The organism is Salmonella sp. SAL04214, from assembly GCF_046550615.1.
GTDB lineage: Bacteria > Pseudomonadota > Gammaproteobacteria > Enterobacterales > Enterobacteriaceae > Salmonella > Salmonella enterica.
The window spans coordinates 433247-449972 of sequence record NZ_JBGDXT010000002.1; the positions used below are offsets into that span (position 1 = coordinate 433247).

The 16726-nt window shown below is 48.6% G+C and carries 1 protein-coding gene; it reads right to left on the reverse strand.

All coding sequences use genetic code 11. The features are described from left to right. Nucleotides 1-38 precede the first annotated feature (38 nt). A complete protein-coding gene (siiE, locus tag ACLJQD_RS05290; RefSeq protein WP_017441247.1) occupies nt 39-16721 on the reverse strand; it encodes a non-fimbrial adhesin SiiE in 16683 nt (5560 codons plus the stop codon). Nucleotides 16722-16726: the final 5 nt, after the last annotated feature.

Below are 16726 nucleotides of genomic sequence, written 5' to 3' on the forward strand. Positions count from 1 at the left end.
AGTAAACCCCCTCACCCAAAGGTGAGGGGTCTCCGTTATTATGCGTGTTCTTCTTGATTATCTACAGGTAGCGTAACTTCATTAACGGCGAAAACATCAATAGCGCCGTTATTGTTGTGCCCTACAGAACTCGTGGAAGGGGAATCATTAATATCGTCCTCGGTCTTTCCTCTTGCATTCATTGCGTTCACAATATCTGCCGAGGAGTGATCGACTGAGAATGTTTTTTCCTTAATCAGGAAATCATCGTCCTTATCAATGAATTTCACGTCCATAGTATATTCACCATCTTCCAAAGATAGCGGAACTTCGAATATTGCTTTCTGGTTAGTTATCGGCAGAGTAAACTCTTCTCCTTCAAACATAACACTGACATTAACAATATTCTCAGGTACTGATATTTCAAAAGAAGGTGTCTGACTAATTGAACGATCTATTTCATCCCCAGAGTCAGCGTTTAACAATGTAATACTATAGGCTGTCTCCTTCACCACGCTTTCTTCCGCCGCAGACGGCACTGTACGGAGATGCGTAGCGCTTTCGGCATTCACTGTTTCAGACTCCGGTGGAGTAACCGCTGTTGCCGTGGCGTCATCGATCGCATCGTCATGCTGGCTATCCGCTGTTACCGTCACCGTTGAGTCAACCGTCACCTCCAGCGAAGCAGATTGCAGTGAATTCCCCGCGCGATCCACCACCGTCACGCTCAGCGTGTAGGTACCATCATTCCAGGCGGCTGGCGGCGTGAAGGTCCAGCCATCCGCGCCTTGCGTCGCCTGATAGATGTCTGTCACGCCATTATGCGTCACGTTTACAGTCACCCCGGTCACATCAGCATCAATATGCTGCAGCGTGAACTTAGGCTGGGTGTGATTGTGATTCGTCACGTTATCGCTGTCTGAAGCGCCATTGTCTTCACCTGCTGCCAGCGCAATCTCCGGCACGGTCAGCGTACTGTCGATCGTAACGGTAATGGGTAACGAGTTTTTCTGATTACCCGCGGCATCGCTTGCGATTACCGATATCGTGTAGGAACCATCAGCTAACGGTGTACCTGGCGTAAAGAACCAAACGCCATCGGCATTTTTTTCAGCATTATATACGGTCCCATTGATATCGACCTGAACGACCACAACATCGCTTTCCAGATTCCCGATAATAAAGGTAGGCTGATTATCTCGCGTAATATTATCGCCCGCCGTACCACTGTCTGAGTCTGGAGATAATGAAATAACAGGAGTCTCTTTCATGATATCGAGAGGGACATCATCACTCCGGTTACCAATCGCATCCACACTCGTAATGGTAAACTTCCCTTCCGATGGATACGGGATCGCCATACTCCATTTACCATTATCAGGAACGGTTAACGTATAAGTATTCCCATTACTATCGGTTATTATTAGCTGAGATTTGGCTTCCGCCGTTCCCTGCATAATAATTAGATCGTTGACAATATCTGAATAAGTTACGACCGGAGCGTTTGGCGGCGTTCGATCAATAAATATTTCATGTACCTCTTCCTTACGGTTGCCTGCGTTATCCTCAATACTCAACGTGATATCGTATTTCCCTTCCGGAAGCCGATCGGTCGATAACTCCCACTTCCCATTAGCCGCAACGACAGCGGTTGCCAGCGTGACCCCTGCCACGATTAATGATACCGTAGCGCCAATTTCCCCCATACCTCTCATGGTAATAGTGGAGCTATTACTCCACCAGTCCGTTTTCGATGATGATTTATTGTCATCAAGCTCGCTGGTAAATACCTGGATATGCGTATCGACCCAAATGGAATACTTTTCCTGATTTACGTTACCAGCACGGTCCGTAGATTTAACATTGATATCCAGCTGGCCTTCTGTGAAATAAAGCGGGTTCACCGGCATCTGCCAGTGGCCTTTGTCATTAACCCAAACTTCCCCCACATTTAAGCCATTAATGATGATTTCTATTTTGCTATTGGGCTCGGCACTGCCACTAAATAATAAGTTACGTGTCGTGTCCGTTATATATATTTTGCCATCACTACCGGTCATCTCTGCTAACGTTTGTCCGCCGATAGAATCAATGGCGACAGGCGTCGTATTAAAGGTATCGATAGTAAAGTTTAGCGTTTTCGAGGTAGCCGTGTTGCCTGCTTTATCGGTGATAACATAATAAATGCTATGGGAACCATCGCCCAACGGTGACTCAGGTCGATAAACTTGATTTCTGTCCGTCACCGTGATCGTATCGACTAGCACTCCATCAATGAAAATCTGAACACTCTGGTTCATTTCTCCAAAAATACTAAACGCAGGCCGGGTTTGACTCGTTATACTATCATTACTGAAAATACCGTTATCAGAACCTGCCATCATAACAGGATTATCGATAAACGTACTGGTATCTATCGTGACGAGTAAGCGAGGCGATTCTGCCGTATTACCTGCCGGGTCTTCGGCAACCACTCGGATAGAATATTCACCATCTTTTAACGCATTATCAAACTGATAGGACCAGGTTCCATCTTCAAGCACAAGCACATTTGCCACGATCTTTTCATCCACATAAATATGGATTGTGGCTCCCGCTTCTGCGGTGCCTACTAACACAGGCTTGTTGTGACTAGTAATCAGATCGTCAAGTGAACCAGAGTTGCTCGCATCTTCAAGGTTGAGCGTTGGGAAGGCGGTTGATGAATCGACATCCACGCTATAATCCTTGCTCACTTCAGTGTTGCCAGCAACGTCAGTAATGCTGAAATGAATATTAAACGTACCATCATCTTGCAGCAGTATCGGCGCGCGCCATGTGCCATCAGCCTCAACCATAACAACGTTGACTAATTTACCATCGACAAAGATGCTGACCTGAGAACCAGCCTCCCCGACACCTGAGACTGACAACGCCCGGTTATTAGAGAGGGCCGGTAATGAATCTTCATCAATGTCAAAGACAGCAATTTTAGAATCGATTGTCACGGTTGTAATCGCAGACTCAACCCGGTTACCAGCAGTATCCGTAGCAACAAATTGCACCTGATACTCGCCGTCGGCGCTATTTGCCGGCATGGTATAGCTAATATTACCTGACGAACTCGCCTCTACTGTGCCTTGTAACACACCATTAATATAAACCTGTACCGTCGCGCCGGGATCGGTCATGGCAACCAGTACCGGAGACTTATTATTGGTAATCAGATCATATTTATCACCGCTATTAGTATCCCGACTTAATGAAATATCGCTGATTTCAATCTGCGTATCATGTTCTATCAGAATATCTTTTTGTTGACTGTTGCCCGCTTTATCTTCCGATACCACGACAAAGGCATTACTACCTTCACGCAGATCTAATTCTGCGCTCCATCGACCATCATTGCCTACCACCAGGGTAGCAATAACCACCCCCTGCGGATTCCTGATGGTTAAAGTACTTCCGGCTTCGGCAGTACCATCGATGGTGACATGAGATTTATTGGTGATCCAGTCGCCAACTTTGCCACTGTCATCAGCTTCGCGTAATACCACGGTTAACGGCGAAATTACTGTATCCAGTATTACATTCTGCGGACCAAACTCTCTGATATTGCCGGCAACGTCTTCAACTTTAAACGTTAATTCATAATTACCGTCATTACCCAAAGCGGGTAATACTACGCCCCAGTGTCCTGCGCCTGTCGTATAAGCAATCGCTTTTTCAACGCCATTCACAAAGATAGTGATTTTGCTGTTTGGCTCACTGGTGCCGCCAATCTCCGGCGTCACCGTATTGATATATCCGCCCTCATGCATTCCAGATATATTCCATACCAGTTCAGCAACCTCGGTATCGATAGTGACATCAACGGCGGTGGAACGCAGTTCGCTATTATCGCGAGGGTTGACGATACCCACCTGGACGACATAATGGCCATCTTTCATTTCCGATAACTGGAAAGTATATCGACCCGCTGTATCCGCTGTCGCCTCGCCGACCTTCACGCCATCCACATAAATACTCACAATCGCATTAGGTAACGTGTTCCCAACCAGGGTCGGCGTTTTATTATTCGTGGTAAAGTCTCCTAAGGCACCACTATCGCTCTCCTCGCTGAGCTTTATGGTTGGAGGCGTGACATCAATAACCGGTATTACTACAGGAAAGTCGACCTGCGACGATTCATTACCCGCTTTATCTTTGGCAACAATGCTCACAACATAGGAGCCTGGCGCTAATACTGATGGCGGCGTCCAACTCCATTCGCCATTCGCATTGGCGTTTGCCGAGCCGACCACTTTCCCATCCCACTGAATCATAATCGTCGAGAACGCTTCGGCGAGCCCTTTGAACTCAGGACGTAGGCTGGTTGCTTCATGCTGATCATCAATAGATGGATCCGAAAGGCGAATGGTGGGATCGATCGTAACCGTATCGATAGTGAATCTTTCCTGCGTTTGCGCAGTATTTCCCGCGACATCTGTTGCGACGACGTTGATGGTATACATGCCATCCGGCAGTATATTCGGCGTCACACTCCAGTTGCCATCGGCGCCAACCGTAATCGTGTGTTTTAGAACCTCCCGACCTGACTTATCGTCAACAATGGTAATCACCAGTTTCGCATTAGGCTCCGCAGTACCTTCGAATTTGGGATTTTGCTTATTCGTAAGGTTATCGCTATTGGAGCTGCCGGTATCAGACGCTGGCTCCATTCTGACACTGACGCTTGTCGTGGTATCAATGGTAAAGGGCAGCTTAGTTTCAGAAGTATTTCCGGCAATATCTCTGAAGACAACAACGGCTTCGTATACGCCATCGTTTAACGCAACGGGAACCTGAAATTCCCAGAGGTTATTGCCATTTGCCGTAACCGGATAAGAAACGCCGTTAATTCTGATTACCACAGTATCAATATCGGCGGGTACATTGCCAATAACGAAACGTGGTTTAGTGACACTCGTAATATTATCAACAGCGCTTTCGCCAGTATCATCCGCATCCAGCAAATCAATACTGGGATCAGAAACAATAGTGTCTATTGTGAATGATACCTCTTTGCTAATTTTATTACCTGCGATATCTTCAGCCACTATTTCTATTTTGTAAGTTCCATCCACTAACGGTGTATCAGGGGTAAATAGCCATTTATTACCAGCCCCCTGAGTCAGTGTGCTGGATTTCCCGTTTAAAATTACCGTCACGCTCTGCAGCGGTTCTCTGGCTGAAATTTCAAAACGTGGAGAGGTAATATTCGTAATACCATCCGTAGAATCCTTTCCGGCGTCGTCCAGCATCACGACGCTCAGGCCGTCAATCTGCGTATCCACGGTGAAGCCCAGCGTGGAATTTGCCGTATTCCCTGCCCGATCCGTCGCCTGGACATGGAGAGTATAATGACCATCAGACAATGCGCTACCTGCAGTAAATTGCCACTGCCCGGCCGCATTTTTACTGATGGGCGTCCAGTTTACGCCATCGAAAGAAACCAGCACCGATGTCACATCATCAGGCGTTGCAATTTCAAAAGAAGGACGGGTAGCATTGGTGACATTATCGTGATCGTTGACGCCGCTATCTGTTGTTAACGTAACACTGTCAATCTGAACCTGCGTGTCGATTTCAATCTGCAGTTCGGCCGATGTTTTGGTATTACCAGCAATATCCGTTACGGTAACAGAGATCGTATGCTGACCGTCAGACAGCGGTTGATCCGGCGTAAAGGTTAAATTCCCCCCTGTGTTTTCAATGGTGTAATCCCGACCATCAATATGAACCACAATGTGTGATACATCATTATCGACATTACCGATAATAAACACCGGTTTGTTAATCCTGGTAAGATTATCATTAGTATCATCACCAGTATCATGGGTGGGATCAAGTACAATTGTCGGCTCTCGCAGAGTCGTATCAATCGTAAACTGCAGCGTTTCTTGCGCAACGTTGCCGGCGATATCAGTCACATCAACCAAGAGAGTGTGTTTCCCATCAGGTAATGCCGAACCGACATTAAATATCCAGCGGCCATCCCCTCCTTTTGTGAGTTCAATCCAATTAGCGGCGTTATCGATTTTAACGCGCACATGGGTAATATCATCAGCGGTAACAATACTAAACTGCGGCTTGTCGACTTTGGTAATGTTATCTACATCGCTATCGCCGCTATCTGTAACCAACGTGACGCTTTCAATTTCAGCCGTCGTATCTATCACAACAGGTAATGGTTTCGATGTCGCGGTATTCCCTGCCTTATCTTCAACCGTAACGGTAATATTATAAGAACCATCCGGAATGGCATTGCCTGGTGTAAATTGCCAACCAGCCCCAACCTTAGTCGCGTTATAATTATGACCATCAATCGTCACCACGACTTTGATAACATCGGGGTCAACATTACCAATCGTAAAGGTGGGTCGTGAAATATTAGTGATATTATCGGCGGTATTCGCTCCGGTATCTTGTCCTGCGTCTAAAGCAATAGTCGGAACCTGTATATTAGTATCGATATTAAATACTAAATCTTTATTCGCAATATTACCGGCCTCATCAGTGGCCTCTACGCGAAGGGTATGAGTACCGTCACCCAACGTGTTCGGACTTTCAAAAATCCACTGTCCGTCGGCATTTTTGCGTATCACATTCCAGTTAGCGCCACCATCCAGGGTTACGCGTACCTGGATGACATCACCGGGAACGTCAATTCTGAATGACGGTTTGGCAACATTCGTTAATTGATCATTCTGCACGCCAGTATCATTAAGCAATACGATATTGTTAATGGTTGTCGTGGTATCAATACGCACCTCTAACGGCGCAGACTCTTTTACATTCCCCGCCAGATCTTCCACCACAACGGCTAACTGATATGAGCCATCAGCCCAGCTCGCAGAAGGCGTAAAGCGCCATTGACCATTGGTGAATACCGCCGCTTCCTCGTGCGTTTTACCGTTGTAAGTTACTTTGACCATCACGCGCGTAACGTCAGAATCAACCTGGCGTATGTCGAACACAGGCCGATCGTGTTTGGTGAGGCGATCGCCAACAGTACCGCTATCTTCGCCAGCTGCCAGTTCAATCACCGGCGTAGTCAACGTACCGTCTATCGTCACCTTTAAAGGCGCGGATGTTTGCTGGTTGCCTGCCACATCTGTTACCGTCACGGTGAATGTGTAGCTACCGTCCGCCAAAGCAGCATCCGGTCGATAGCGCCAGCCGTCGGCTGATTCGGTGAGTACCACCGTTTTAAACGTGCCGTTATGCTCAATACTCAATTCCACGTGTCGAACATCTTTATCGATACTCCCCAACACAAATACCGGCTGAGTGACGCTGGTCAGATTATCGTTCTTATTCTGTCCGGTATCCTGATCGGGCGCTAGCTCAATGGTTGGCGTTAACAACGTGATGTCGATAGTGAAATTGAGCGTCTCTGTCATCTTATTACCCGCACCGTCAGTCACTTCCACGGTCAGGGTATGCTGTCCCTCTGGCATATCCGTCGGCCAGGTGTAATCCCAAATGCCAGCCGTCGAACTCTTGATTGCAGTAACCCAGGTCGTGCCGCCGTCAATACTCAGAAGAACCTTTTCCACATCATCCGGTACCGAGATCTGGAACTGCGGACGCACATGTTTTGTCACATTATCGCCAGGGACGCCGCTATCGTTGACTAATTCAATATGATCAATGGCTATTTGCGTATCCACTGTCACCGTCAGCGGCGTAGACGGACGCGTATTTCCCGCCCGATCCTCCACTGTCACCGTCAGCGTATAATCACCGTCGCCCCACGGCGCTGGCGGTGTAAAGCTCCAGCCTCCAGCCCCCTGTGTCGCGGTAAACGAGGTTGTCGTTCCATTATGCGTGACGCTGACTGTAACGTTGATAACATCCGAATCGATATTCTGCAGAATAAAGGTCGGTCGGGTGCGATTGGTCATATCATCGCCAGGCGTACCGGTATCATCCGTGCTATCCAGCGCAATGGTCGGCGTCGACAACCGGGTGTCGATGAAAAATTCAAGCGTTTGCGTCGCCGTATTGCCCGCTCTGTCGGTGACCATGACGGTAAGGGTGTGTTTTCCATCGCCCATATCCGTTGGCCAGGTATAGCCCCAGACGCCTTCGATACCCTGCGCCGCGCTCACCCAGTTTGCGCCCCCATCAATGCTCAGTTGCACAGAATTCACATCCGCCGGCACCGTGATCTCAAACTGCGGACGGGTGCTGTTAGTTAGATTGTCATCAGGCACGCCATGATCATTGACCAATGTAATATCGGTAATGCTGGTTTGCGTATCTACCGTCACTATCAGCGGCGTGGACTGGCGGACATTCCCCGCGTTATCCTGGACTTCTACCGTTAGCGTATAGCTACCGTCCGCCCAGTCAGCATCTGGCGTAAAGCGCCACTGACCGCCGACCTGGGTCAGTTTCACTTCCTGGCTATTGCCGCCCTGCGTGATCCGCAAAATGACCGAGTGCGCATCGGAGTCAATATTGCCAATGGTAAAGCCCGGTGTTTTGACGCTCGTAATATGATCGCCAATGGCGCCTGTATCGTCCCTGCTATCCATAGTGATGGTAGGCGTTGACAGCCGGGTATCAATGGTAAAATCGAGCGTCTGCGTCGTCTTATTTCCCGCCTTATCGGTCGCTTCTACCGTCAGGGTATGTAGCCCGTCGGTCACATCTTTCGGCCAGGTGTAATCCCAGATCCCTGCCGTGCCCTGTGTTGCACGAACCCACGTATTACCGCCGTCGATACTCAGACGTACCTCGTTGACATCCCCTGGCACCGTGACGCGGAAGTGTGGACGAACGTCATTGGTCAGGTTGTCGCCGGGAATACCGTTATCATTAACCAGTTCAATATCATCAATGGCAATATGGGTATCGACCGTAACCGTCAGCGGCGATGAGTATTTTACGTTACCCGCATCATCCTCCACCCTCACCGTCAGCGTATGACTGCCATCTGCCCATGTGCCGGTCGGTGTCACGCTCCAGATGCCGGTCGCGCCTTTGGTGGCCGTCAGCACCTCTTTCGTGCCGCCATGCTGTACCTCAACCGTGACATACCGTGCGTCCGCGTCAATATTGCCCAGTATAAACGTCGGCTTATTCACATTGGTCAGATTATCGCCTTTTGTTCCGCTGTCGTCCGTGCTGTCCAGAGCGATAGTCGGCTCTGACAGTAGGGTGTCGATGGTGAACTCCAGTTGCTGTGTTGCCTTGTTTCCCGCCTTGTCGGTCGCCTCCACTGTCAGGGTATGCTTCCCCTCTCCCACATCAGCCAGCCAGGTGTAATCCCAGACTCCCGACGTCGAGCTCTGTGTGGCGTTAAACCACGTTTTGCCGCCGTCAATGCTCAGGCGCACCACGTTGACATCCGTCGGTACCGTCACCTGGAACTGCGGGCGCACGTTGTTGGTCTGGTTGTCATTGGGGATACCACTGTCGTTAACCAGTTCAATATTGTCGATGCCGATTTGGGTATCGACAGTGACCTTCAGCGATGCAGAATGGCTGGTGTTCCCCGCTTTATCTTCGACTGACACACTCAGGGTATAATCGCCCGCCCCCCATGATGTCGGCGGCGTAAAGGTCCATCCGCCTGCGTCTTTAGTCGCGTCAAATGTGGTGACGCCGCCGCCATGCTCCACGCTGACCGTAACGCGAACGGCATCATCATCAATATGTTGCAGGTTAAATGTCGGCTGGGTGCGATTGGTCATGTTATCGCCCTGGACACCGGTATCGTCCGCACTATCCAGTACGATAACCGGCGTCGACAGCGTGGTATCAATAGTGAAGTCGAGCGTCCTGGTCACCGTATTGCCTGCGTTATCAGTCGCTTTCACCGTTAACGTGTAGTCATCATCTGCCAATGTCTTTGGCCAGGTATAATTCCAGACGCCCGACTTCGAGCTTTGCATCGCCTTAACCCAGGTTACACCGCCGTCAATGCTCAGACTGACTTCGTTGACATCCCCTGGCACCGTGATGCGGAAATGTGGATTGGCGTCGTTAGTTAGATTGTCGCCCTTAGTACCGCTGTCATTAACCAGTTCAATATCATCAATGGTGATTTGGGTATCGACCGTAACCGTCAGCGGCGATGAGTATTTTACGTTACCCGCATCATCCTCCACCCTCACCGTAAGCGTATGACTGCCATCCGCCCACATACCGGTCGGTGTCACGCTCCAGATGCCGGTCGCGCCTTTGGTGGCCGTCAGCACCTCTTTCGTGCCGCCATGCTGTACCTCAACCGTGACATACCGTGCGTCCGCGTCAATATTGCCCAGTATAAACGTCGGCTTATTCACGTTGGTCAGGTTATCGCCTTTTGTTCCGCTGTCGTCCGTGCTGTCCAGAGCGATAGTCGGCTCTGACAGTAGGGTGTCGATGTTGAACTCCAGGTTCTGTGTTGCCTTGTTTCCCGCCGCGTCGGTCGCTTCCACCGTCAGAGTGTGAGAACCGTTAGCCACATCGGTCAGCCAGGTGTAATCCCAGACGCCCGACGTCGAGCTCTGTGTGGCGTTAAACCACGTTTTGCCGCCGTCAATGCTCAGGCGCACCACGTTGACATCCGTCGGTACCGTCACCTGGAACTGCGGACGCACGTTATTAGTCAGATTATCGTTGGGAATACCGCTGTCATTGACCAGTTCAATATGGTCAATGGCGATTTGCGTATCGATGGTGACCGTCAACGGCGCTGAGTGGCGAATATTACCCGCCTCATCTTTCACCGTTACCGTCAGCGTATAGTCGCCATCAGTCCACGCGCTGCCGGGTACAAAACGCCACTGCCCGTTAGTCTGCGTCAGCTCCACCTCCTCGCTGTGACCATCGCGCATCACCTGCACGACGACCTGAGTCACGTCAGAATCAATACCGCCGATAATAAAACCCGGCGTTTTAACGTTAGTCTTATTATCGTTGGCGGTGCCGCTATCATCTGCGCTGTCCAGCGTGATGGTCGGTGTCGACAATGTGGTATCAATGGTAAAATTGAGCGTTTCCGTCGCCGTGTTGCCTGCAACATCGGTTGCTTTCACTGTCAGGGTATACGTATTTTCGACCAGTTCTGTCGGCCATATATACTCCCAAACGCCGTCAGACGTCAGCGTTGCGTTAACCCAGTTGATGCCGCCATCAAGACTCAGTTGCACAGAGTTCACGTCCGTCGGTACCGTAATATGAAACTGTGGACGTGCTTCATTGGTCAGGTTATCCCCAACAATACCCGTGTCATTAAGAAGTTCAATGCGATCAATAGACGTTTGCGTATCGATAGTCACCGTCAGCGGCGCAGAATAATTTGTATTACCCGCCTTATCTTCTACCTTTACCGTCAGCGTATAGTCGCCATCGGTCCAGGCTGCGCCCGGCGTAAAGCGCCACACACCGCCGTTCTTAATCAACTCTATCTGTTGGTTCTTACCATCATGCGCCACCGTCACCACCACTTTGGTCACGTCGGCGTCGATATTACCGAGGGTAAAGCCTGGCATCTTAACGTTGGTGATGTTATCGCCAGCGGCGCTATCATCCGCACTGTCCAGGGTAATCGTCGGTTCTGACAGCAGGGTATCGATGATGAAGTCCAGTTTCTGCGTCGTTTTGTTTCCCGCCTTGTCGGACGCTTCCACCATCAGGGTGTGAGGGCCGTTAGCCACATTCGTCAGCCAGGTGTAATCCCAGACGCCCGACGTCCCGCTCTGCGTGGCGTCAAACCACGTTTTGCCGCCATCAATGCTCAGTCTTACACCGTTAACATCCGCCGGTACTGTCACCTGAAAGTGCGGGCGCGCTTCATTGGTCAGATTATCGTCGGGGATACCGCTGTCGTTAACCAGTTCAATACGGTCAATGGCGATGTGCGTGTCCACTGTCACCGTCAACGGCGCGGACTGCTTCACATTTCCGGCCCTATCTTCTACCTTCACCGTCAGGATATAGTCGCCGTCCGCCCAGTCGCTGGTCGGCGCAAAGCGCCACTGTCCGCCGGTCTGAACCAGTGGCACCTCCTGTTTAATGCCATTGTGCATTACCTCCACTGTTACCCGGCTGACATCGGTATCAATATTGTTGAGGGTAAAGCCCGGCGTTTTAACATTGGTGATATTATCGCCCGCGATGCCGCTGTCATCTGCGCTGTCCAGCGAGAGGGTCGGCACAGACAGAGTGGTATCGATGGTGAAATCGAGCGTCTGTGTTGCCTTATTTCCCGCCTCATCGATTGCTTCCACCGTCACGGTATGGGAGCCATCGGTCACATCATCCGGCCAGATATATTCCCAAACCCCGGCTGCCTTCAGCGCCGCTGTTACCCACGTCTTGCCGCCGTCAATGCTCAGGCGTACCTCGTTAACATCCGTCGGTACCGTCACCTGGAAGTGCGGACGCACATTATTAGTCAGATTATCGTCGGGAATACCGCTGTCATTGACCAGTTCAATGTTATTAATGGCGATTTGCGTGTCCACCGTCACCGTCAGCGATGCAGAATGGCTGGTGTTCCCCGCTTTATCTTCGACTGACACACTCAGGGTATAATCACCATCCGCCCATAATGCTGGCGGCGTAAAGGTCCATCCGCCTGTGCCTTTCGTGGCGTCAAATGTGGTGGTGACGCCGCCATGCTCCACGCTGACCGTAACGCGAACGGCATCATCATCAATATGCTGCAGGGCAAATGTCGGCTGGGTGCGATTCGTCATGTTATCGCCCTGGACACCGGTATCGTCCGCGCTATTCAGTACGATGACCGGCACTGACAGCGTGGTATCCACCGCGAAATCGATGGTCTTCGTCACGGTATTGCCTGCTTTATCAGTCGCTTCCACCGTTAGCGTGTATTGACCATCTGCCAGGTCTGTCGGCCAGATATACTCCCAGCTTCCTGCCACGCCCGGAGTTGCCTGAACCCACGAATTACCACCGTCAATGCTCAGACGGACTTCATTGACATCCGTAGGTACCGTCACACGAAAGTGGGGACGATCGTCGTTGGTCATATTATCGCCTTTCACGCCGCTATCGTTGACCAGTTCCACCCCATCAATGGCGATTTGGGTATCGATAACGACCGTCAGCGGTGCTGAGTAGTTGGTATTTCCTGCCTTATCTTCTACTTTCACCGTTAACGTGTAGCTGCCATCCGCCCACGTATTCCCTGGTGTAAATAACCAGCTACCGTTGTGGTGGGAAAGTTCGATCTCTTCGCTCACGCCATTGTGCATCACCTGTACGACGACCCGATGCGCATCGGCATCAACACCGGAAATAGCAAAACCTGGCTTATTGATGTTGGTCAGGTTATCGCCTGTAACCCCCGTATCATCCTTAGAAAGCAGGGAAATCACCGGCGTTGATACTGTGGTATCGATAGTAAAATCGAATACCGCGCTGTTCGCTTTATTACCCGCAATGTCCTCAACCTTGACATAAACCTGATGCAAGCCTTCCGTTAAATCTGAAGTAAAGGTATAGGCCCATGAACCATCAGGTTGTTGCGTGGCAACACCGATCTGCGTATCAGACGCGGCATCCCATACCTGAACACTGATAATGTCCGGATCAATATCTTTTAGGTGCAAGGTAGGTTTAACGATATTCGTTAAATTATCATCTGAAATTCCCGAATCTGAATCCGGGCTCAATGAAACTATCGGTATTGAAATAGCAGTATCGACGCTAATTAAGAAAGGATCCGAATGGGCAATGTTGCCAGCGATATCTTCAACTGAAGCGGTTATTCTATGATCGCCATCAACCAAACCTTGATCGGCTTTCAGGGTATACTCCCATCTGCCATCTTTATTTGTTCTGACCTCAGCGATCAGTGCGCCATCAACATAGAGTTTAACCGTTGAATAGGGTGCAGCGGTCCCTGTCAGTGCAGGATTCTTTTCATTAATAATATGGTCTGTATTATCAACCCCCGTATCGTTGACCAACTCTATTGTTGGTTTTTGCGTTTGTGTTACGATTTGGAAATTATACGCTGATGAGGAGGCAGTATTACCGGCAATATCTTCTACCTTTACCGTTACGTCATGCGAGCCATCGGATAACGCTGTGGTAAATTGAAAATTCCATACACCATCATCGCCAGCAATAGCCTCGCCACTTAACACACCGTCAACATAGATGGAAACCTTAGCATTAGCTTCAGCCATCCCGGTAAACAACGGCGTATTAATTTTAGTAATCATATCGCCTTTAACGCCAGAGTCAGCGCTATCATGCAACATAACAGTAGGGATCGGCGTAAAGCTATCAATGGTAAGCTGATAATCTACAGATGACGTTCTTCCTAAAGGATCGATGGATTCAACCGTAATCTTATAAACATTGTCAGACAGATTTCGGGAAATATCAAAATTCCAGTTACCGTCTGCATCCGCAGTCGTCACGCCTATCGTTTTACCATCGATAAGGATATTTACGGTAGCAAACCTATCCGCTGTTCCCAGTAATGTCAGAGCATTATGTTTATTGGTAATCCAGTCGCCTTTTGCACCGGAATCATCACTGGCATCGAGTTCCGCTTTTGGAGGTACAACTTCAGTTTGAATAGTAAAAGAATATTTAACAGTAGAGGATTTATTACCGGCGGCATCCTGAGAAATGATTTCAATATCATAGGCACCCTGAAGAAATTTATTACTAAACTGATAATTCCAGGTCCCGTTTGAATCAACCTCAATGCTGTCATATAATTTACCATCTCGCATCAATAAGATGGTAGACTTTGGCTCTGCCGTACCGACTAAAGCCGGTAAATCATTCCCTGATAAAATTATACCATTCGGCAAAACAACATAATCTTCCAAAGAAACCGTCGGAGGTAGAGGGGCAATAGTATCAATAACGTAACTAAAGGAAAAATCCTTTTTGTTGCCAGCGACATCTTCAACAGTGAACGTAAGATTGTTAATCCCTTCCACTGAGTCTGAAGTGAAATTGAACGTCCATTCACCCTGGTCATTCGCTTTAAAAACAACCTCTTCGCCAGTCTCACTATTTATGACACTGATAATAGCATTTGGCTCAGTTTTACCTGTAAAGGTTGGGCGAGTATTGTTAGTAACGTTATCACCGACAATACCGCTATCATCAGTCGTTTCAATCTCAGCGCTGAAATAGCTGATACGTGTATCAATAGTAAAAGGCAGATTTGCCGTCGCTGAGGTATGCCCGGCAATATCAGTAGCAGTTGCTGTTATATTGTATTCGCCATCCTTGAGCGGCGTAGTAAGCGTATAGCTCCATGTCCCATCTTTAGCAACAATGACCTCACCAAGATGTTTAAGTCCAAGATAAATAGAGACTGTAGAACCAGGTTCCGCCACACCAATAAATGTTGGCAGGGTGCTATTAGTAATGTTGTCATTTTTAATGCCGGAATCACTACTATCATCCAGCTCAATCGTCGGCTTTTCCGGAGGAATGGTGTCGGTTATGATACTATCCGTCGTTTCGTTTTTATTACCTGCTTTATCTACGGCAACGACTTTTATACTATTTTCGCCCTCAGATAGTTCATTATCTTTAAATTCATAACTCCAGTTTCCATCTTTATCGACATCAACGCTGGCAACCAGTTTATTATCTACATAAATGTCAACCTTAGCATTCTCTTCCGCCGTACCAACAATTGAAGGCGTCAAGGTCGGCGTTAAGCCCTTATGACCGGACACACTACTTTCAGGCGAAAGTTCAAATGTTGGCTTATCGGTAACGGAATCGATAGTAATGACAAGTTTGGCGCTACCGCTTCCATCAGCAGTCTTGGCCTCTGCCTCCAGATTGTATGTTCCATCAGTCAATGTTTCAGGCGCTGTAAAGGTGAAGTTACCCAAACTATCCGCTACAGCCTGACCGACAGCAATACCATTAATTTTAATAATAACCGTGGCATTGGGAGCAGTGCTACCTACAAACTGAGGTTTGGTAAAATTAGTTATACTATCATCTTTGCTACCGCTGTTACTCTCGGCCGCAAGCGCTAATGTGACTTTAAGCGGCTCTTTAACAGACTCGGCATCGAGCTTATTTTCCTCATTTTTACTGCTATTACTTTTGCCAGTGCTGGTATTTTTATTAATAGGTTGAGGAAGAACTTTTTCAGCATCGTTCTGTTTAGAAGCCTGCGTTGCTTTAGCCTGTGTATTTTGCTGGGAAGCATCGCTTTGCTGAGCCAGATTGTCTTTTGCTACATTGTCAGCCAAAAATTCCTGCAGCATTTCTTCCATTTGCTTTGATGAGTTCTGTACTTCAAACGCTTCATTGAGCGCTTTTTCTGCAGCCTCCTTAGCTTTCTCTGCTTCTTCCTTCGCCTTATCAGCTTCTTTCTTTGCGTTTTCAGCATCGTCAAGCTGCTTTTTTAATTCCTCTTCTTCCTTCTTATTTCGTCGTTTGCCATTACCTTTCTTTTCTACCTGAGCAGAATCAACCAATGAGCTGTCAATTCTCTCCAGTTGAATATCTTTTAAATCTACGCTGCCCAGAATTTTAGCGCCGGTAATAGTCTTATCTTTAAATTTAACAGCGAGGTTATTGCCTTTGATACTTGAATAAAGAGCGCCATTGACAATGATCACTGAACCACGCGGCGTGGTAATGTTCATGTCTGGCCCGGAAAGAGAAACTTTTGCGCCTTTGGCATTACCCAAAGAAGATAAATCAATTACAGAATTTTGATCGGCAAAAAACTTTTGTATGCTTTTATTTCCCATAATAT